This window comes from Chitinophaga niastensis (assembly GCF_003014755.1).
Classification (GTDB): Bacteria; Bacteroidota; Bacteroidia; order Chitinophagales; family Chitinophagaceae; genus Chitinophaga; species Chitinophaga niastensis.
This window is the reverse complement of record NZ_PYAW01000004.1, coordinates 26529-47660: the sequence shown is the minus strand read 5'-3', so window position 1 is coordinate 47660 and position 21132 is coordinate 26529. Positions and strand designations below refer to the sequence as shown.

Below are 21132 nucleotides of genomic sequence, written 5' to 3'. Positions count from 1 at the left end.
AGGCAGTCCTCACAAAATCAGAATAACCTAAAACAACCCGTATGAAAAAACAACTCATCACTGCTTTGCTGCTCAGCAATTGCATGCTATTCTCCAACTGTAAAAAAGGGATGGACAATGCACCCACCGGTAACTCCAGCCCTCATCTCCTAACGGCAAATGGTACAACCAACCTGGCCACAGCACTGCTTTGGGACGGAAACGCTACAAAAAGCTCTTCCAGCGTATGGAGTAACATAAACATTGAAGGCACCGGCACGGTTACTGCAGTAACCGACCCATTGGGTGGAAAGGATTGGAAATTTTATAAGCCTGCAGGTAGCCATCGTACAGAAGGCCACGGCGCACAAGGTTTTACGGCGGTAGAGGGAGATGATATTTATATTGGCTGGCGCTCCAAATTAATCATGCCCCAATCTGCTTCTACCTTTGCGGTATTCCAGTGGAAAGCCTACGGAAATACACAAACACAGAATCACCCCATTATGCTCAGAACAACCAACGGCAGCCTCGTTTTCCGGGATTATAGTCCTGGTGACGTTCCACATACGGATTGGTCTGTTCCACTTGTTACAGGTGTCTGGAATCGTTACGTAGTAAGGATAAAAGTATCTAAAGACATTACAAAGGGATTCATCGAATTCTGGTATAACGGGGTGCAGCAAACATTTAATAATGGCGGCACCAGGGTTATTTGCCGGACGCTCGACGGTGATAACTGTGATCCCAAATGGGGCATTTATGGTGATGACGGTGACGCCTGTACGAATTATGTAGCCGAATTGCGCATTGCCACTACTTATGCTGCCGCAGCGCCGCAGCAATAATTTTTCTTAGTACAAGAATAAGGGGCTGACCCAAAAGTTAGCCCCTTACCTGTTTTTAGCCTTACTTTCTTTGTATAGTGCTAAGCAAGTATCAACCAGATATCTACTAATCAGATTTTAATCCCTCATATGTATGGAAATATTACATTCGTGAAATTAAATCTGACGCACCATCAAAAAAAATCAGTTGCTAATCAATAAAAGATCATCGGATTAGCTTCACTATAAGAAATTTATCACATCCGCTTTGAAGAACATGAACATGAAAAAACCGCACCTGCTACACCAGCAGCATTTATCGTCACTATTACTTTTTGCGTTGTTCCTGACCGTAACTGCCTGTAAAAAAACGGAGGCACCCACTCCTACATCTAAGCCTACAGGCAGTACTGCTATAACGGGAACGTATAATCTGAATGTAGTCTATTTTTTGCCTTCGGATGCTGACACCCTGCTGTACTACCGGGAACGGCTAAACGGTGTATTACTGCGCGGGCAGCACTTTTATGCGCAATGGATGATGCAGTTCGGATTCGGTAACAAAACCTTCGGTCTTGCTTCCGACAATACCGGCAAAGTGAAGATCACGCTGGTAAAAGGGCTCCTGACCAAAGACCAATACCCTTATAACGGTGGCGGAAACATCATCATCAAAGAACTGAACACTTACTTTGCCGCCCATCCGGCTGAAAAAATGAGTGAGCATACCCTGGTGATACTGCCTGCCAGTACCTATGCGGCTGACGGAGATCCGGGCGGCGTTCCATTCTATGGTATGGGCCACACGTGTTTTGCACTGGATTACCCTGATATGGATACCAGCTACCTGGGTCAATCTACAACGCTGGGCAACAGAGCCACCAAATGGATTGGCGGCATGATGCACGAACTGGGCCATGCGCTTGGCATGCCGCACGATGGAGGCCTGAAATCAGTGAATGCGCAGTATGGCACTTCTTTAATGGGTGCAGGTAATTACACCTACGGCAAATCACCCACCTATCTTACCAAAGCATCCTGCGCTATCCTGAACAACTGCCAGGCATTCAATAGTACACGCAGCGACTGGTACAACAATGCCAGTGCAACAGTGAGCCATATACACGCCGGTTACGACAATGGCAACCTGGTGGTATCCGGACGGATCAGCACCAACTCTACCGGCACTATTAATTACATTAACTTTTACAACAATCCGGGTACAGTTGGATTAAATGCTAACGGTGACTATAAATCCGCCGTATGGACTTCCAGTATTATTGGCGCCGATAGCTTTTATATCAGTATGCCTTATAGCGAATTCAATGTACAAAAGGATACTACCTACCAGCTGGAAATAAAGCCGCTGCATAATAACGGATACCATTTTACCCAGACATACAATTACCGGATCAGCAACGGTATACCTGTTATCAGTATCAATCAATAATTATTATACGCAACAAGGCTGAAGAGCTTGTACCAACAACAAGAAACGGGGCTAACCAAATAGGTTAGCCCCGTTTCTTATTAATCCTACTGCCCACAAATATTTACACCCCTGACTATAAAATGAAGAATGTCTTTATTACATTTATGATTGCATGACGATTCCACGGGGTACTCCCCTTCACTATTACGCATATAGCCAAGTAACATGACAATTATGAAAAAAGCGCTTTTATTCATTGCGGTGTCAATGATTAATTCCATTGCATCTGCCACTGTTCGTTTACCTAAAATATTTGGAGACAGCATGGTACTGCAGCGTGACAAACCCATTCCTATATGGGGTTGGGCAGATAAGAACGAAAAGATTACCGTACAATTTCATCAGCAGATAAAAACAACAAAGGCAGATAAAGACGGCAAATGGAAAATATTACTGCAACCTGAACAAGCTGGCGGACCTTATAATTTATTGATAAAAGGGAAAAACACCATTACCTTAAACGATATCCTGTTGGGTGATGTATGGGTATGCTCCGGGCAATCGAATATGGAATATCCTGTAAACGGTGTATTACAGGCCAACCAGGAAATAGCACAGGCCAACTATCCCGCTATACGGCATTTCTATCTGCCCAAAGATATTTCAGATAAACCTAAAGATGACATCCTGCCCGGTAGCTGGAAACCCGCCACACCCGCCAATACCGGCGATTTCACCGCAGTAGGTTATTTTTTCGCACAAACGCTCCATGAGCAATTGCACATCCCTATCGGGCTTATACATACCTCCTGGGGCGGTACTAATGTAGAAACATGGATCAGCCGGGAAGGACTTGCCAGCAGCGAAGAATTTAGCGCGCTGATGAAAAATACACCGGTGCTGAACCTCGACTCCTTTGCCATTCAGCACAACACCAAATTATTAAAAACAGTAAAAGCGCTACAGGGCAGTCTCCCGGACGCCGCCACTGTTGCCACCTGGAAAGGTGTAACAGCCAATGATGAGGCATGGCCTACCATGCAGGTACCGGGCTACTGGGAACAACAACAATTACCCGATTTTGATGGTACGGTATGGTTCCGGAAAAATATCCGGGTAACTGCCCCCAACGCGGGCAAACCTGCTGTGCTAAATTTGGGTACTATGGACGACAACGATATCACTTATGTAAATGGCATACAGGTAGGCAGCAGCTCGCAGTACAATGTTGTACGCACCTATAAAATTCCGGCGGGGATCTTAAAAGAAGGTAACAACGTGATAGCCGTAAGAGTAGAAGATACCGGCGGTGGCGGCGGGTTTTACGGCGAAGCCGACAATTTATATATCACGATCGATAACAAAAAGGAATCACTCGCCGGTGCATGGGCTTTCCATATAGAAGCAACGGCCCCCGCATCAACAGGTGTGAGCCCTAACAGTTACCCATCACTGTTATATAACGCCATGATCAACCCTATACTGCCCTTTGCTATTAAAGGTGCTATCTGGTACCAGGGCGAAAGCAATGCAGATCGTGCTTACCAATACAGAAAAGCATTCCCGCTCATGATCAGCGACTGGCGCAGACTGTGGCACCAGGGCGATTTCCCTTTTTATTTTGTACAACTGGCCAGCTACAGTGCCTCTAATGGCAACAGCAAAACGGGCAGCACCTGGGCAGAATTACGCGAAGCACAAACACTTACCCTATCGCTTCCTAACACCGGTATGGCGGTGATTACTGATATTGGTGAGTCCAAAGATATTCATCCTAAAAACAAACAGGATGTAGGCAAAAGGCTCGCTGCCGCAGCACTGCATAACACCTACGGAAAAGATATTGTGTTTAGCGGCCCTGTGTACCAGTCCATGCAAATAACCGGTAACAAGGCTACCATCAGCTTCTCCGGTACTGGTAGCGGCTTAGTGGTAAAAGATAAATACGGCTATATCAAAGGCTTTGAAATAGCAGGCGCCGATCAGCAATTTCATTATGCAAAAGCATATGTGGAAGGCAACAAAATCATTGTTTATGCCGATGAAGTAAACAGCCCTGTAGCAGTGCGTTACGGATGGGCAGATGATAACCTGGAAGATAATCTTTTTAATAAAGAAGGATTCCCGGCAGCTCCTTTCCGGACGGATAAATGGAAAAGTATCACTGAAAATGCAACGTATTCAATTCAGTAAATAATAGCTGACACCAGGAGGCTGTTTAAATAAAAATTAAACAGCCTCCTGTAAAACTTTCTTAAATTTTCTTTTATACCGCGCAATGGTAATATTAATGATCACCAGTCCTACCGTTAAAGGTCCCAGCCATACTATCCAACCTGGCAGGAAACGTACATTTACCACCAGGAAGGCAGTAATTGTAGCAATGTATGCTCCACCCATGCCACTGATATGGCTGTAAAACCAATGCTGCTTTTCTACCGGTCGTACATAAAATTTACGTACGTCCAATGTAACAACCAGTATACCCGACAAACCAAAAACAATGGCAACAATACGCAGCAAACTCCAATCGCCTGTAAGTCCCCATGCCAGCAAACAGATCATAAACACGGCCGCAATGCTGTTGATCAATACATCCACCCATGTCATCCGTTGCCCCTTATGCAATTTTTTCAGGTATAACGCACGGTAGCCTCTTACCAGTTGATGATAGCTAAAAAAGCTCACCATCAACAAAAAGGTCAGTTCTTTGATCAGCGCCATGGCAATGGCCGTGATAAAAATAATGGTCATACCGGCACAATAAAGTTTACCATTAATGCGGTGATGCCGTCCGCCCTTTTGTGTAGTAATCGCCAGCATGCCGGTAATTAAAGACAGTGTGCCACCGGCAATATGTATCGCCAACACTGCAGAAAAGAAGTTTTGCATAAAAAAGTATTTCATGCAAAGATGGGAAAGACTATAGTACCTATCTGACGAAAGGGACTACCAGCAAGCAATATGGGGTTAAATGCAAACAAAGTGGCCAACGGGAAGACCAGGGGGTGAATGGGAAGTGTTTATGGGTTATTTATTACTGATTTGCTCTTCATCAATAATGCAGTGATCGTTTTATTCAGGTGGCGGGATACTGGTATCTCTTCAGAAACATCACCCAGGTGCAGTTTGTAGCCCTGTGCATTGCCACTTACATGAATCACCTTATCCATGTTTACAAGATAGGTACGGTGACAGCGTAAAAAATGGGGATATGCCTGCAGTCCTGCTGCGGCTTTCTTAAGTGTACTACGCAGCACTACCGATTGCACCTTATTCCCCAACCGGTAATATACCCGGATGTAATTATCTGCCGCTACAATATAGATTAGCTCCCCTGCTCTCAACAACAGGTCGTCTTTGGTCTGCTCAGCAGCTATACGGATATTTTGTTCCGGTAAGTTGCTGTCTGATGTTGCGGATCCGTTCTCAGGCCATCCCTGCACCGCTGTGTTGAGCATGTTGGCTGCAGCTGCGTATTTCTTTTGCAAGCGCAACTGAGAACGCATTACCAGTATAGTAAGAGGTAATACGCTTACCACCAGCGTAGCCATCTGGTACCACAAAATACTTATTATGGAAAATGAAGCATGCAGGTAAAAATGAGCAAAGAGCTGGTTGCCCAATCCTATTATAAATATGGTAATCAGGAGCATCCCTATTTCTGCGCCCACTGTATTGTTCTCCTCCCCGAAAGTACCAGGCCAAAGACGCGGTAGTGCCCAGGAACAAATAAATATAAGTGTGGTGGTAATGATGCCAAAAACGGCACAGGAAATGAGCAGTCTCCGGTCATCAAAACCAGAAAGACCAAAAGGAGTAAATACCAGTAAAAACAGCGCTATGAATACACCAAATGCAAGCGACACTAATAACCGGTAACGGTTATTAGTAATAGTGGGGTAAGGTTGCTCTAGCTGCTTAAACATTTACTATTGAAAATACAACTTTTCAGGGACTGTTACATACAGCCGGATACATTTAAAAATACAAAATCCGGTATACAGCCGTACCGGATTTTGTATTGTATTCAACAAACTGTCTTCAAACAAAACATCAGCAGCTACCTAAAAAAGTGTAGGTGCAGGCAGCAGCTCCGTAACACTATTGTCAACGATGCCGGCGAGAGATGCTATCAGTTTATTTACACCATCCAATGTTTCTTCATTAGTGATTATCCCCTGCTCATTCATTTTTGTTTTAACACCGGAAATAACCAACTGCGTTTCATTTGTTATTTTAGCTTCTATAATTAACAGCGTTCCTAAAAGCGATTGATGCGCTTTAAAACCTGATGTACCCGCTGTTACCAGCGCTACCGGTTTCTTAGAAAACTGCATAGAGGAAACGGTCCAGTCAACTGCATTTTTTAAAGTACCAGGCACGCCAATAGCATATTCCGGTGTACAAATCAATATAGCATCTGCTGCATCCAATTGTTTACGAAAATCCACTACTTGTGCGGGTGCATTGCCATTATCCAGATCGGGATTAAAATGAGGGATGTCTGTTAGTCCTTCAAAAAGGCTCACTTCAAATTTATCCGCTGCCAGATCCGCAATAGCCTTGATGAGGAGATGATTGGAAGAAGATTTTCTCGTACTTCCTGAAATGGCCAGTATTTTTATTTTGTCTGTCATGATGAAACAAGTATAATGTTACCAGCAATAAAATTACTTGATTGCAGGTGAACTTTATGCTGATAATAGTATAATGATACGTTTGAGGCTGATGGATGGCTATCCCGGAGATAAGATAAAATCCAAAAAAGACAGCATTAAGTTTCAATAAATTCTTATTTTAGTTGTCAAATGGAGAATTCAGTGTGCAATGAAGAAGCTGCTCTGTTGCGGAAGCTGCAACAAGGGGATGCAGATGCTTATATAACATTATATAATCATTACTACCCTTCCCTTTACACCTATATCCTTCACTTTATTAATGTCCCTGAATTAGCGGAAGATGCACTGCAGGAAGTGTTTATAAAGATATGGGAGATAAGGGAGCGGATCAATCCTGCACTGTCTTTCAGCGGTTACCTGTACCGCATTACCCGTAATCATGTATTTAAGTTACTAAAGAAAATAACTGCTGATGAGGCCCTCCGCGTGCAGGTAATGCAGCAACTGCATCATGAAACCAACGATGCAGACACCCGGCTGTTATGGAAAGAATATGAATCATTATTGCACGAAGCAATCGGACAATTGCCCCCACAGCGACAAAAAGTGTTTAAATTATGCCGGGAAGAAAGTAAAAGCTATGAAGAAGTAGCACTGGAATTAGGCATCTCCCGCAATACCGTAAAGGAGCATATGGTGCTGGCCATGAAAAGCATAAAATATTTCTTTTATACGAATACCGACGGGATTCTTCCCCTGCTCATTTTCTCTACGCTGGTACTGGATCGTATCACCGACTAAAAAATATTTTTAAAAGGACCCACCCTACTTCTTTCTTTTTGGATAGTATATATATGCCAATAGAAAGGAACGAAGCCTATTACCAACAATTGCTGCAACGCTGGCAACAACGGAGATGCAGTCCGCAGGAAGCTATTGAGCTGATGGACTACCTCCGGCAGGATGCCGCCAACCGTACGCTGTTAAACGAAATGCAGCAGGCATTCCGGCAGGTTACGCCCGTTACCACATTGGAATCCGGCGAACCGGGAGACAGGGTCAGAAAAGAGCTGTTAAAGCATATACAGGCATCTCCTGTTATCCATATAAACCAACGCGGGAAAAATATTGGCAAATTCAGGCTGGCTGCTGCTGTAGCCATTTTGGGGATAAGCATCCCGGTAGGTTACCTGTTTATGGCAAATCATCAGCACAAAAAGCTGGCCGCTACAACTGTGAAAACACCCGTAAAAACGGATGTAGCCCCGGGTAAAAACAAAGCGGTACTTACCCTGGCAAACGGGCAACAGATTGTGCTGGACAGCGCCGCCATGCAGCAACTGGCTCAACAGGGCAACAGTAGCGTCATAAATAAAGGCGGACAGCTCGTATATGTAAAAACAAACGGGGAAACCGCCACTCCCCTGTATAACACCCTCACCACCGCCCCTGGCGAAACCTATCCTTTGGTACTGGCCGATGGAAGTAAAATATGGCTGAATGCCGCTTCCTCCATCCGCTTCCCTGCTGCTTTTGCAGGCAATGAACGGAAAATTGAACTCAAAGGCGAAGCTTATTTTGAAATCGCCCACGATGCACATAAACCCTTTCGTATTCAGGTGAATAATATGACTGTGGAAGTGCTGGGCACCCATTTTAATATCAACTCCTATGCAGATGAGGCCACCATCAATACCACTTTGCTGGAAGGAGCCGTAAAAATAAACAGTGATAAGGGCAGTATACAACTTGCTCCCGGAGAGCAATCGCAGGTAAGCCCCAATGGCAACTTAAAAAGAGTATCAGGTATCAACACAGAAGAAATAGTAGCCTGGAAAGAAGGCTATTTCCAGTTTGAGAGCACAGACCTGACGGCTGTGCTGAGGCAGTTTTCACATTGGTATGATGTGGAAATTGTATACGAAGGCCATATCAAACCAAGAAAATTCTTTGGTATGATAAGCCGTAACAGCACCCTGCTGAATGTATTAAAAATGCTGAATGCCAATGATATTTTATTCAGAATAGAAGGTAAAAAACTGATTGTTCAGGGAGACTAACAGTGAACAGAAAATAAGCATAGTAAGGAAGTAACACGTAATGTGAACAATAATATCAACCAAAGAAGGCCTGTAAGCCGGCGTATTAATTACTACAGAAGAAGATAGTAACCAAACCATTCACCTAAATCTAAATTCAGCAGAAGTATGCAATTAAGTACTATTGCCTGTACCCGGTATAATAGAAACCGGCGTCCAACGAAACATGCAAGGGTCAGGAAATTACTGACCCTGCTCTTCCTCGCCACCGGCGTACAGGTGAGCGCAGCAAGAATCCCGGACCAGGTTGTCAGCCTGTCTTTTAAGAATGCAACTGCCAAACAAGTATTCCGTGAGATCAATAAACAAACAGGTCTTAATATCCTGGCAGATGAAGCGTTGCTGGAAAAAACCGGTAAGGCCAACCTCGTGGTAAATAATATGCCTGTAAGCGATGCACTGAACATTTACATGCGTAATCAACCACTGACCTACACGATTGAAGGCGGTGCCATTATTGTGAAAACAAAGACCGAAGCGCAACCTGCCAGTACACCGCCACCACCAATAGAAATACATGGTATTGTTACCAGCGATAAAGGCCAGCCATTACCCGGCGCCACGGTAACCGTAAAAGGCACCAGACAGGGCACCGTTACCAAAGTAGACGGCAGCTTTGCTATCAACGCCAACGCCGGTGAAACACTGGAGTTTTCTATGGTAGGTTTTAAACCATGGTCTGTAAAACTGGATGGTAAAACAACTACCTTCAAAGTAGTGCTGGAGGCAGATGTTTCCAACCTCACAGATATAGTGGTAGTAGGTTACGGTACCACTAAGAAAAAAGACCTGACCGGTTCTGTCAGCTCCATTTCCAGCGATCAGATGAACATCGGCGGCGTAACTTCCAACGCAGCACAGGCCATACAGGGACGTGCAGCAGGGGTACAGGTAAGCCAGTCGAACGCAGCTCCGGGCGGACAAACCATCGTACGTATCCGCGGCGGCAACTCCATCAAATCTACCAACGAACCACTGTATGTAGTAGATGGTTTCCCTTCTGAAACAGGAAAAGACATCAACCCTAATGATATTGATGATATACAGATCCTCAAGGATGCCTCTTCCACCGCCATCTATGGCGCCCGTGGCGCCAACGGCGTGGTAATGATTACCACCAAAAGAGGAAAGACCGGTAAACCCAGCATTCAATATGATGGTTACTACGGTACGCAAAAGATCATTAAGGAATATGATAAAATGAATGGCCTGGAAAATATGCAGGTAACCAATGCCAAGGCCATTGAAAAAGGCCAGCCTGCCTATTATACCGCTGCCGATCTGGCCAGTGGCCGGAATAACGACTGGTTTAAATTAGCCACCCGGCCTGCCACAGTGCAGAGCCATAGCCTCAGCGTAAGCGGTGGTACAGATGACAGCAAGGTAGCCTTGTCTGCCAACTATTTCAAACAGGAAGGCGCATTGAAAAATACCAATTTTGAAAGGTACTCTGTAAGACTGAACTATGATAAACAGTTCAGCTCCCGCTTCAAAGTGGGCGCCAACGTATACGGCTCCCATTCCTTTACCAATTTCAAAACCTATGATGGTAACATCGTACCCTCCAATGTGATGTACGGCGTTTTAACCGCCTCTCCTGCCCTGCCGGTGTATAATGACGACGGCACTTACGCGAGGTTCAAAGGAAGAGATAATCCGCTGGCATGGCTGATGGCGCCTACCAATGAAAGATTTGAAAACAAGATCAATATCAATGCCTATGCCGACTACCTGATCATGGACGGACTTAATTTCCGTGTAAACGGAGGAACGGAATATACTACTACCAAGGAAGGGACTTATCTTCCGAGAGATCTGGTAGACGGTGAAAAAGTAGGTGGAAAAGCCAGCATAAATGATCTTGCCGTTACCCGTAACCTGGTAGAAACTTATTTCACTTACAAAAAGTTATTTAATAAAATCCATTCCATCAATGTAGTAGCGGGTGTTTCCTATCAATCGGATCTGAGTGACAGGCACTACTCACAGGTACAGCGGTTCAGTACCGATGCATTCCTTTATCACAACCTGGATGCCGGTACAGAAAGACTTTCCAGTACCAGTTTGACAATACCTGTGAAGATGGCTTCTGCTTACGGACGCCTCAACTATTCACTGAAAGATAAATACCTGGCTACTTTCACACTGCGCCGGGATGGATCATCCCGTTTTGGTAGTAACTACCGCTTTGGTAACTTCCCCTCCGGCTCCCTCGCCTGGAGAGCCAGTGAAGAAGAATTCATCAAAAACCTGCATGTCTTTTCCAACCTGAAATTCAGAGGTGGTTATGGCCTTACCGGTAACGACAGGATCGGTGATTACATCTACATGGCACTTTACGGACCTACCAACGTATCACTGGGACAAGGCAGCTCCAGTTACGGCGGTACTGTAATTACCCGTCTCCCCAATGAAAGCCTTCGCTGGGAGAGCACTGCACAGATGGATCTGGGCGTGGACATGGGATTCCTCAACAACCGTATTGCTGCCACCGTTGATTATTACAGGAAGAAAACAAACAGCCTGATATTTGATCTTCCCATCGGAGACTGGAACGGCTTTAGCACACAAACAGTTAATGCCGGAAGTATTGAAAACAAAGGGATAGAATTATCTATCACCACAGAAAATATCATCAACCATGGTTTAACATGGAATACCACGCTGAATATTGCCTATAACAAACAAACCTGTCTGGACCTGGGTGGCCGGCCGTATGTGATTACACAAACAGCCAACCCGTATGGCGGTCGTGGTGTAGACTTCACCAAACTGGCACCGGGACAGGAACTGAGCACCTTTTACGGTTATGAATATGATGGTGTGATCAAAGCAGGAGAAGCACATCCTGCCCAGCCGAATGCCAAACCGGGAGATCCAAAATACAAGGATATCAGCGGGCCAAACGGAAAACCGGATGGTATCATAGATGCCAATGACCGCACCTATCTGGGTCATGCCAACCCGCATTACATTTATGGCATCAGTAATAATTTCGCTTACAAGGGTTTTGAACTGAGCATCTTCCTGCAGGGAGCACTGGATTACAGTTTATACAATGCTACCGCGCTGGTGCTGGAATCCGGTCCTGGCAAAGCGGCATTGAACAGGTGGACTGCCACCAACGATAACACAGATATTCCAAGAGATGGCTATTCCACACCATATGGCGGTTTTGTCAACTCCCGCTTTATAGAAAATGCTTCTTATCTGCGTTGCAAAATGATTACACTGGGATACAATATTCCAATAGCCCATACATTTTTGAAATCGCTGAGAGGCGTTAAAGTATATGGCTCCGTACAAAATTTATTCACCATCACTAAATATACAGGATCAGACCCCGAAGTAAACACTAACCTGAACAGCAGCGGAAGTAACGCCAACCTCTCATCCGGTTTGGATTACACAGCATTCCCCGCTTACCGGTCTTACACAATGGGTCTTAAATTAAATTTCTAACCTGTAAATTTCGGAACGTATGAAATACGCATATTTAGCACTAACCGCTCTACTCCTCAGCACTACTTCGTGTAAAAAGCTGGTGGAACCTAAAGTATATAGTTATCTCACAGATGCCAACGCCTTCCTCACCCTCAGCGATGCAAAAGCGGCTGTAAACGGCGTGTATTCCAGATTAAAACAACCCAGCGGCAGGTCGGATGCCTGGATGTATTATGCCGGATTCCAGGTAACCATCTCTGATCTCACTACCGATATAGGCCATGCCAGTTCCGGTGGAGATGTAGGGTTGATGTCTGATTGCCAGTGGACAGGCAATAATACCTACCTGGCCTTTGCATGGCAGCATCAATACAAACTGGTGACGGATGCCAACAGAGCATTATTCCATATACCTACCATGACCACTATCACCGATGCACAAAAAAATCAGTTTGAAGCAGAGCTGAAATTCCTGCGTGCACTGGGGTATATAGATTTAACAGATGCCTTCGGCCCTGTAGTCCTGGTAACAGATCAAACGGTAGCACAAAATAATCTCACACCTAATTACGAAGCACAGTTACCGGTAACACCTGTAGCAGACATAAATAAACTCATCATCAGTGACCTTGAATTTGCTGCACAGAATTTACCACAGAACTATTTAAACAATGCTATCTACAGCACCAATGATATAGGACGTGCTACCAAAGGTGCTGCGATGTCTTTATTGTGCAAACTGTATATGCGGGAACATGAGTGGCAAAAGGCGCTCGACCTCACCACAGAGATCATGAAACTGGGCTATGGCCTGTATCCTACCTATGCCGGCCTGTTTGCCGAAAAAAACAAATGGTGCCAGGAGAATATCTTCAGCGCATTGGCAGATCCTTTGAATGATGCAGTAGAAATCATGAACCACTTTGGTCCCATCAACAATCCGCAGGTAACAGACAGATGGCAGTACTTCGCCGTAACCTGGTATTTCTGGAACACCTATGCGGCCACCGATGACCGTAAACAAATGTTCTATTACGACTACATAGGCACGGATGGTTTGCATTACGTACAGGCGCCTGCCGGACAAATAAATCCGCCTGCCGGATTTTACTACATGCCGGATGTAGCTACCACCAAATTTGCAGACCCTCATGGTTCTACTACCTATTACGACGGACACGTTTTCCCGATCCTTCGTTATGCAGATATCCTGATGTGCAGAGCGGAAGCGTTGAATGAACTGAACGGCCCCACTACGGAAGCCATTGGTCTGATCAACCAGGTAAAAGACCGCTCACATGCTACGGAACTGGGAGCTGCAGCCACTTTTTCAAAAGATGCCCTGCGTGATGCCATCCTGCAGGAACGCGGCTGGGAGTTTTTCTTTGAATGCAAACGCAGACAGGACCTGATCCGCATGGGTAAATATGAGAGCGTAGTAAATACTTATCTTACTGCAGTCGGAAAAACGCCGACCATCAAATTGGCCACAGATAAATATTTTTCTTATCCGCAGGCACAGATAGATATGAATCCAAAGATCAGTAATAATGACCGCCGTCATTAACAGGTAAATATGTCTTTTTCTAATTTTTCAATACCGGAAATGAAAAGATTGAATTGTGTACAAAGCTTGCTGCCATTGGTTTCAATGGCAGCAGCGCTGTTGTTGTTATTGCAGGCATGCGGGAATAACGAAGGAAATATTACTGAAATCCGGCTTACTTCTCCCGGACAAAATGCACTGAAAGTAAGGGCAGACATACAATGCACTGATACGGTGGATGCCGCGGTAGAATACTGGCAGAAAGGTCATGAACAACAGCGCTACACTACCCCGTTATCAAAACACCGGCTCAGTCATTCCATCATCCTTACCAACCTGCTGCCCACGCAAAGCTACGAGTACCGCGTGCTCACAGGTCATGGTAATGATCTTTCCAAAAGCAAGGTCTATTCCTTTAATACATCCGACTTCCCAATGTGGATGAAGGATATGTTCAGCGTGATTTGCCCGGACAGCAGCGTATTGCCGGCCAGTTTTAAAAAAGGATATGTAATGGTATCCCGCCGCGAAGATCCGGGAGTACTTGTTTTAATCAATGCAAAAGGCAACATCGTCTGGTATCACCAGGTACAGGGCACCGGTTTTAAGGTAGCCCGTTTTACTGACAACAATACCTTTCTTACCCTGCTGGGTGGCCCTTCTTACGAAACCAGCTATGGAGATGAAATACTGGAGTTGTCTTTAACCGGCGATACTTTACTGGATCTCAAAAAAGGACAACAGGATTTTAAACAAACTATCCATCACGAAATTTTACTGAATCCGAAAAATGAGCTGGTCACCCTCTGTGTGGAAGAAAGAATAGTAGACCTGAGCAGCAAAGGTGGCACTAAGAAAGATACCGTAAAAGGAGACGGTATCCTGGTATTGAACAGACAAGGCAAACAGGTATGGAAATGGACCGTGTTTGATGCACTGAATCCTTTGGATGATAAAAATATCTTAAAAGAAAAAAAAGACTGGATGCACGCCAACTGCGTTACGTTTGATAAAGACGGCAATTACCTCATCTCTTTTTACAACAACGGACAAATCTGGAAGATAGATGCTCATACCGGCAAACGCCTGTGGACACTGGGAAAATCCGGCGACTTTGATATGCCCGTGGAAGCAATATTTGATCAGGCGCATGGCATTCATATCAATGACAAAGGTGACCTTATGTTTTTTGATAACGGTGTGAGTAAAAAAATATCCAGAACGCTTTCGTTTAAAATAAATGAAAACGAAAAAAAAGCACAGCTGGTCATCAACACAAAATTACCGCCGGAAAATTATAACGAGAGAATGGGGAGCAGCTATTTAATCAATGATACCACTTTGCTGCAATGCGCTACCAAACGCAATACCGTTATACTCACCAATTTACAGGGAAGGTTCCTGTGGCTGCTTAAAACAGGCATGTCGTCTTACCGGGCAGCATTTATCCCGGCAGAAAAACTGGCGCCTTATATAGCCCAACCAGGCTATGAACACTAACTGTTCACACAATAAAAAAACAACGCATGAGAAGCTTAATAGTGATTAGTTTGATCGGGATATGGGGAGTGGTTATTATTTCTTCCTGTGGATCATCTGTAAACGGAAAAACAACAACAGCAACAGTTATACCCACCGAAAGTTTTATCACCGCAGATACTTCCCTGATCCCCAACGATCAATTCGGAGAAGCGGTACGTTATGGCAGGGAACTGATGTTAAACACCGCTCATTATATTGGCCCTGATGGCACCCGCGGAAAATACCTGGGCAACAAAATGAACTGCACCAATTGTCACCAGGATGCAGGTACCAAAGCATTCTCCTTTAACCTGATGTCATCTCACGATAACTATCCCCAATACAGGGGCAGAGAAGGTAAAGTGCTTACCCTGGCCGAAAGGGTAAATAACTGTGTGATGCGCCCACACAATGGTAAGCCACTTCCGCTGGACAGCAAAGAAATGGTGGCTTTCCTTTCTTATTTTAAATGGATCAACAGTTTTGCGCCCAAAGGCAAATCATTCAAAGGCGCCAAAAACCTCCATGTGAGCTTTCCTGCTGTTGCCGCCAATCCTGAACACGGACAGGTGCTTTACCAGGAAAACTGCTCCCGTTGTCATGGTCATACCGGAGAAGGACAATGGAATGCCGACAAAACCACCTACGTGTATCCGCCACTGTGGGGTAGCAGTGCCTATCAACCTGGTTCCAGCATGCACCGTGTAATTAAACAGGCAGAATGGCTGAAAAATAATATGCCTTATGATAAAGTGAGTCCTGGTAAAACTTTCCTCACCGATGCAGAAGCACTGGATATTGCGGCATTCGTGAATAATGATAAGATCCATGAAAGGCCCAATCCTAAAAGCTTTGACTATCCACAGCTAGCAGAAAAAGCGATCGACTATGATAAGGGTCCGTTTGTAGATACCTTCTCTGTAGCACAACATAAATTTGGTCCTTATCAACCTATTATCAGCTACTGGAAAGAGAAAGGATTAAAAGCTATTTATTAATAAAGACAGTGCCTTTCTCAGGATGTTCCTGGGAAAGGCACTGTCTTTATTGTTATTGCGAATTAGGAACCAGCGTTCTATAATTCTCTTCTCTATTCAGTTAATAATATGCTATGAACTTGGTAAATCCTTTAAGTAAGGGAATCTCACTCCCAAATTATACATGTTTGTACTTGACTACTTCTATAAATTTTCGATTCAAATGATCGAAATCCCCATCAATAGTGAGTAATTTTGCATTAGCAATTTTAGCGGTAGCAGCAATCCAAAGATCATTCTTACCCATTTTTATAGCCGATCCTGCCAAAGGATTCTCTGGAAGATTCCCCTTACTATAAGCGTCAATAGTTGCATAAGCATCCAACAGACTTGCATCACTGGAGTTAATGTCAATAACTATGATCTTTGTGATAAATTTCTGAACCTCTTGCTTTTTTTTACCTCCCCAATTATGTTGTTGAGCAAAGGATAAAATTTCGCCATATGAAACTACGGAAATAATTGGTAAGCAATCTTGCTCAGTCAGTTTCTCATTAGCTTCTATCTTCTTATACAATTCGCTTTGTCGCTTCTTTAAACAATTTATGCTTAAACCAGATCCGGGTAATCACGACAACAATAACCAGCAGTATGGCTGCTATCAAACCTAAGAAAACAATGGTACTGATGTAACTGCTGATTGTTGCAATACCTAGTATGCCCACAACCGCCAACAGCATAAATCTCAATAGTGACTTCAAAATATTTGCAGCCTCTTTTTCCCATTTATTCACCAGCGATAAAGCCATTATGGATAACAATATGATAGCAATGGCTACTAAAAACAATTGCCTGACCTCACCATTTTGCCCGTCAGTATCTGATAACACGATGCTGATCAGTGCTCCCATAGCTGCTATAGAAGCCTGCAAAGGAATATTCAGGTAAATAAATGATAAATAGGGACTATAGCCCGGTTTTATTTTCCGGTCGCCCAGCATATCAAAATAGATCCACCATAACAAAAATACGATCAGCATGCTCAATACAAACAGTGTCCATACGATCAATGATTTATGCTGTATAACGGACATGCCGCGTACAATTCCGGTTAATGCTTCACATAAAACAATAATGGTAAAAAGTCCAAAACGTTCTACCATGGAATCAGACAGGGTAAAAACCGGTATATTCTTATTGTGTGATCCCAGTATCAATCCAGATAATAAGCTGGCGCTGTAATTACATACCAGTGCCAGGCCCCACAATATTTTTGCCGTGGGAAAATCTGTAAAAACGGATATGATGAGCAATACGGCGCTGATTGGATAAGTGATCCGGTAGTATGTATTCAGTCGCCGGTGTTCCGGTTCCCAATAACCCACGCTCCACCACAGGTAATGAATAATCAGTTGTATTAAGGATAACGAAATAGCCAGTCCCCGATGATTACCTTCAAAAACATCATGAAAATTAATAGCCACCGCAGATACTGCCATCATTTGCAGTAAAGTAAAAGATCGTGTCCGCACACCTTCGCTGCCGTGGATATCATGATATAAACTACCATCTGTCCACGACCAGAAGATAAATAAAAAGAAGAAAAAGAAATTCAAGCCCCCCATCCAGTTGGGCTCCTTGCTCAGGTGTTCCGTCAGTTGGGCGATAGCTCCCACATACACCAGGTCAAAAAATAATTCCAGCCAGCTGATCTTCCTTTCACTTTGCCAGTTGAAAAATTTCTTGGGGGCTCCCCACCAAATGCTTGTGGTATGACGTGACATGCCTGATTGATTTTATAAATGGTCTTTTAGCAGGTAACTTCCATGACTATAGAAATGTACCGAAAATTAGTTACTACCCTTCCGTTTTGAAAAAAAGCTTCCCATTTTGGTATGGTACCAACATCTTCCGCTAATATATTAAATAAATAAAGATACTTAAATCTGTGATGAGTACGAATTCCCTGCTATAAATGCCAGTAGTAGCGAAGTGGCATTGGTTTGGTAATCTCCGTCATCAATTAACACGCAACTTCCATGTCCATCAGGCTAAAAACAAAATTCACCCTTGGGTTGGTCTTTTTATTCATCATCATATTTGCTTTTGGAACATTGGGGATCTTTCACATTTATAGGCTGAGCAGCAATGCGCGGCTAATATTGGACCAAAACCACAACTCCCAGGTCTATTCCAATAATATGCTACAGGCCCTGGAAGAACAGCCCGCAAAGCTGGCTGCGCTGGAAAAAAATCTGGTCCTCCAGGAAAAAAATGTAACGGAAGCCGGTGAAGGGGCGGTTACCGCAGCGGCAAGAAATCATTTTAAACTATTACAGCAGCATCCCGGCGACAATGCCCGGATGACAGCATTACGTCAGGATATTTTACAGATCGTTCAAATCAATCAACAGGCGATCATTCTTAAGAACCGCATAGCAGCCGCCACAGCAGCCAATGCCATCGTATCCCTATCCATCATTCTGCTGTTGCTTACCATCGTTTCTATTGTATTTATAATCAGTTTTCCGCGCATCATTACACATCCCATACAACTATTATCCATGGGCATCCGCGAAATTTCCAATAAAAATTACAACACCCGTATACATCTTACCCAACATGATGAATTTGGAGAACTGGCGGCCGTTTTTAATATGATGGCTGGCAAATTACACGAATACGAACATGGCAATCTGGCCCGGATAAGGTTTGAAAAAACGCGTATAGAAGCCATCATTAATCAGATGAAAGATGGTATTATCGGTTTTGATGAACAAAGGAATATCCTGTTTATGAATGCCGTAGCAGCGCGTTTTTTTGGGATAGATGAACAACCATTGATAAATAATATATCCGGTACACTGGAACAACATCCTCTCCTCAAAATGATATTGGAACACCCTGCTCATAAACAATTAAAAATAAACAGTGATGGCCAAACCGGTTTTTATATGAAAGATATAATTACGGTTACCAATAACCAGGATGTTATCGGGGAAGTGATGGTGCTCCGCGATATCACGGCGTTTCAGGAGCTGGCAGCGGCAAAAACTCAATTCATCGCTACTATTTCGCATGAACTGAAAACACCCATCTCCGCCATGAAAATGAGCTTAAGTTTATTGAATGATGACAGAGTAGGTACCTTACAATCGGAACAACAGGAGCTGCTCGAAAGCATTGGAGAAGATGTGGAACGTATGCTGAAGATCAGCAGCGAACTGCTGGACATGGCACAGGAAGAAACATTTGCCCATGAAACCTATCCGGTTATCGAAGCAGATGATATTAAAACAGTTTGATCTTAATTATACTAATCATGACAACGGGCACAATTTTATTGGTAGAAGATGAAGATAAACTTCGTCATTTATTAAAGCGGATCATTTCGCTGGAAGGTTTTCAGATACACGAATGTGCCAATATTAAAACGGCCATGAGAATACTGGAAACCACTCCCGTTGATGTGGTACTTTCTGATATTATGTTGCCGGATGGTAATGGTATCGACCTGGTGTCCAGCATACGTCAAATGCAGTTGCCTACAGAAATTGTGTTGCTTACTGCCTATGGCAATATCCCCGACAGTGTACGCGCTATTAAAAACGGCGCGTTTGATTATATCACCAAAGGCAACGACAACGCTAAAATAATCCCGTCGTTATACCGTGCGCTCGAAAAAGTGCAATTGCAAAAACGTATTGAGCATCTGGAAACGCGCATAGGCAATCAATATGCTACGTTTGATCACTTGCTGGGCAACTCCACCGGCATCAATGAAGCTAAAGAGCTAGCCCGGAAAGCCGCCCCCAGCAAAGCTGCGGTATTACTACTAGGCGAAACCGGCTCAGGCAAAGAAATATTTGCGCAGGCCATACACAGTGCCAGTGAACGTGCAGGCAAAGATTTCGTGGCTATCAACTGCAGTGCTCTCGGCAAAGATATCCTCGAAAGTGAAATATTCGGGTATAAAGCGGGAGCCTTTACCGGGGCTATTAAAAATAAAAAAGGCCTGATCGAAGAAGCCAACCAGGGCACCCTATTCCTGGATGAAATAGGCGAAATGCCGGTTGACCTGCAAGCCAAATTATTACGTGTGCTGGAAACCAGCGAATTCATTAAGGTGGGCGACACCAAGGTAACGAAAGTGGATATACGAATTATAGCAGCTACCAATCGTGATCTCACCAGGGAAATAGAACAGGGGCGCTTCCGGGAGGATTTGTATTATCGCCTCAATGTATTTACCATACAACTACCCTCCCTTCGGGAACGTAAAGAAGATATCCCTCTCTTCGCACAACATTTCCTGGACGTTTTTGCAGCCAAAAGCAACCGGCAGATTACAGGCATGAGCCGGGAATTTACAGAACACCTCAAACTACATGAATGGAGAGGCAATATCCGCGAACTTAAAAATGTGATAGAACGTGCCGTGATAGTATCCAATCAGTCTATCCTATCACTGGAATCCCTGCCTTTTGAAATGAAGCTGCAAAAGGCCGGCTCCCGGCAAAAAAACGGGACATTCGATCTGGCCGGCATCGAAAAAATGCATATTCAATGGGTTATCGCTTACACCAATAACAATAAGTCGAAAGCTGCACGGTTACTCAATATCGGCCTGTCTACCCTATACCGGAAAATGGAAGAATACAGTATGAAATTATAACATATAAAAA

Annotated in this window: 16 protein-coding genes; 11 read left to right on the top strand and 5 right to left on the bottom strand. The window is 44.1% G+C overall.

The window, feature by feature from the left end:
* The first annotated feature begins 41 nt into the window (after positions 1-41).
* The 3 genes from CLV51_RS19115 to CLV51_RS19105 all read left to right on the top strand — a co-directional run bounded on the left by CLV51_RS19115 (position 42) and on the right by CLV51_RS19105 (position 4431).
* A complete protein-coding gene (locus CLV51_RS19115) occupies positions 42-827 on the top strand; it encodes a heparin lyase I family protein (protein ID WP_106529689.1) in 786 nt (261 codons plus the stop codon).
* Between the two features lie 262 nt (positions 828-1089).
* Positions 1090-2256, top strand: coding sequence for a hypothetical protein (locus tag CLV51_RS19110; RefSeq protein WP_146151322.1), 1167 nt, complete (start codon positions 1090-1092; stop codon positions 2254-2256).
* 216 nt (positions 2257-2472) lie between these two features.
* On the top strand, positions 2473-4431 hold the full coding sequence (locus tag CLV51_RS19105) for a sialate O-acetylesterase (RefSeq protein WP_106529687.1): 1959 nt from the start codon (positions 2473-2475) through the stop codon (positions 4429-4431).
* A 36-nt stretch (positions 4432-4467) separates the two neighbouring features.
* Here the strand turns inward: CLV51_RS19105 and CLV51_RS19100 are convergent, their stop codons facing one another.
* The 3 genes from CLV51_RS19100 to CLV51_RS19090 all read right to left on the bottom strand — a co-directional run bounded on the left by CLV51_RS19100 (position 4468) and on the right by CLV51_RS19090 (position 6878).
* Entirely contained in the window at positions 4468-5130 is a 663-nt protein-coding gene (locus CLV51_RS19100) for a DUF2306 domain-containing protein (protein WP_106529686.1), read from the bottom strand.
* Between the two features lie 131 nt (positions 5131-5261).
* Positions 5262-6167: a LytTR family DNA-binding domain-containing protein gene (locus CLV51_RS19095; RefSeq protein WP_106529685.1), complete on the bottom strand. Its 906-nt coding sequence runs from the start codon at positions 6165-6167 to the stop codon at positions 5262-5264.
* A gap of 138 nt (positions 6168-6305) precedes the next feature.
* Entirely contained in the window at positions 6306-6878 is a 573-nt protein-coding gene (locus CLV51_RS19090; RefSeq protein WP_106529684.1) for an NADPH-dependent FMN reductase, read from the bottom strand.
* A 171-nt stretch (positions 6879-7049) separates the two neighbouring features.
* On the opposite strand from CLV51_RS19090, the gene CLV51_RS19085 reads away from it, so the two are divergent.
* From CLV51_RS19085 to CLV51_RS19060, 6 genes are all read left to right on the top strand, one after another.
* The gene (locus CLV51_RS19085; protein WP_106529683.1) at positions 7050-7661 is read left to right on the top strand and encodes an RNA polymerase sigma factor; all 612 of its coding nucleotides are present in this window, start codon (positions 7050-7052) and stop codon (positions 7659-7661) included.
* 53 nt (positions 7662-7714) lie between these two features.
* Entirely contained in the window at positions 7715-8920 is a 1206-nt protein-coding gene (locus tag CLV51_RS19080; protein WP_146151321.1) for a FecR family protein, read from the top strand.
* Positions 8921-9067: 147 nt separating this feature from the next.
* The gene (locus CLV51_RS19075; protein WP_106529681.1) at positions 9068-12421 is read left to right on the top strand and encodes a TonB-dependent receptor; all 3354 of its coding nucleotides are present in this window, start codon (positions 9068-9070) and stop codon (positions 12419-12421) included.
* 19 nt (positions 12422-12440) lie between these two features.
* Positions 12441-13970, top strand: a complete 1530-nt coding sequence (locus CLV51_RS19070; RefSeq protein WP_106529680.1) for a RagB/SusD family nutrient uptake outer membrane protein — start codon at positions 12441-12443, stop codon at positions 13968-13970.
* Between the two features lie 39 nt (positions 13971-14009).
* On the top strand, positions 14010-15449 hold the full coding sequence (locus CLV51_RS19065) for an aryl-sulfate sulfotransferase (RefSeq protein WP_158267064.1): 1440 nt from the start codon (positions 14010-14012) through the stop codon (positions 15447-15449).
* 26 nt (positions 15450-15475) lie between these two features.
* Positions 15476-16468: a c-type cytochrome gene (locus CLV51_RS19060; RefSeq protein ID WP_106529678.1), complete on the top strand. Its 993-nt coding sequence runs from the start codon at positions 15476-15478 to the stop codon at positions 16466-16468.
* 157 nt (positions 16469-16625) lie between these two features.
* Here the strand turns inward: CLV51_RS19060 and CLV51_RS19055 are convergent, their stop codons facing one another.
* Entirely contained in the window at positions 16626-17024 is a 399-nt protein-coding gene (locus tag CLV51_RS19055) for a type II toxin-antitoxin system VapC family toxin (RefSeq protein ID WP_158267063.1), read from the bottom strand.
* Entirely contained in the window at positions 17017-18231 is a 1215-nt protein-coding gene (locus CLV51_RS19050; protein ID WP_106529676.1) for a low temperature requirement protein A, read from the bottom strand. Before CLV51_RS19050 ends, CLV51_RS19055 begins: the two co-directional genes overlap by 8 nt.
* Positions 18232-18486: 255 nt before the next feature.
* Between CLV51_RS19050 and CLV51_RS19045 the strand changes: the two genes are divergently transcribed.
* The gene (locus tag CLV51_RS19045) at positions 18487-19752 is read left to right on the top strand and encodes a histidine kinase dimerization/phospho-acceptor domain-containing protein (protein WP_106529675.1); all 1266 of its coding nucleotides are present in this window, start codon (positions 18487-18489) and stop codon (positions 19750-19752) included.
* 17 nt (positions 19753-19769) lie between these two features.
* Positions 19770-21122, top strand: a complete 1353-nt coding sequence (locus CLV51_RS19040; protein WP_106529674.1) for a sigma-54-dependent transcriptional regulator — start codon at positions 19770-19772, stop codon at positions 21120-21122.
* Positions 21123-21132 lie beyond the last annotated feature (10 nt).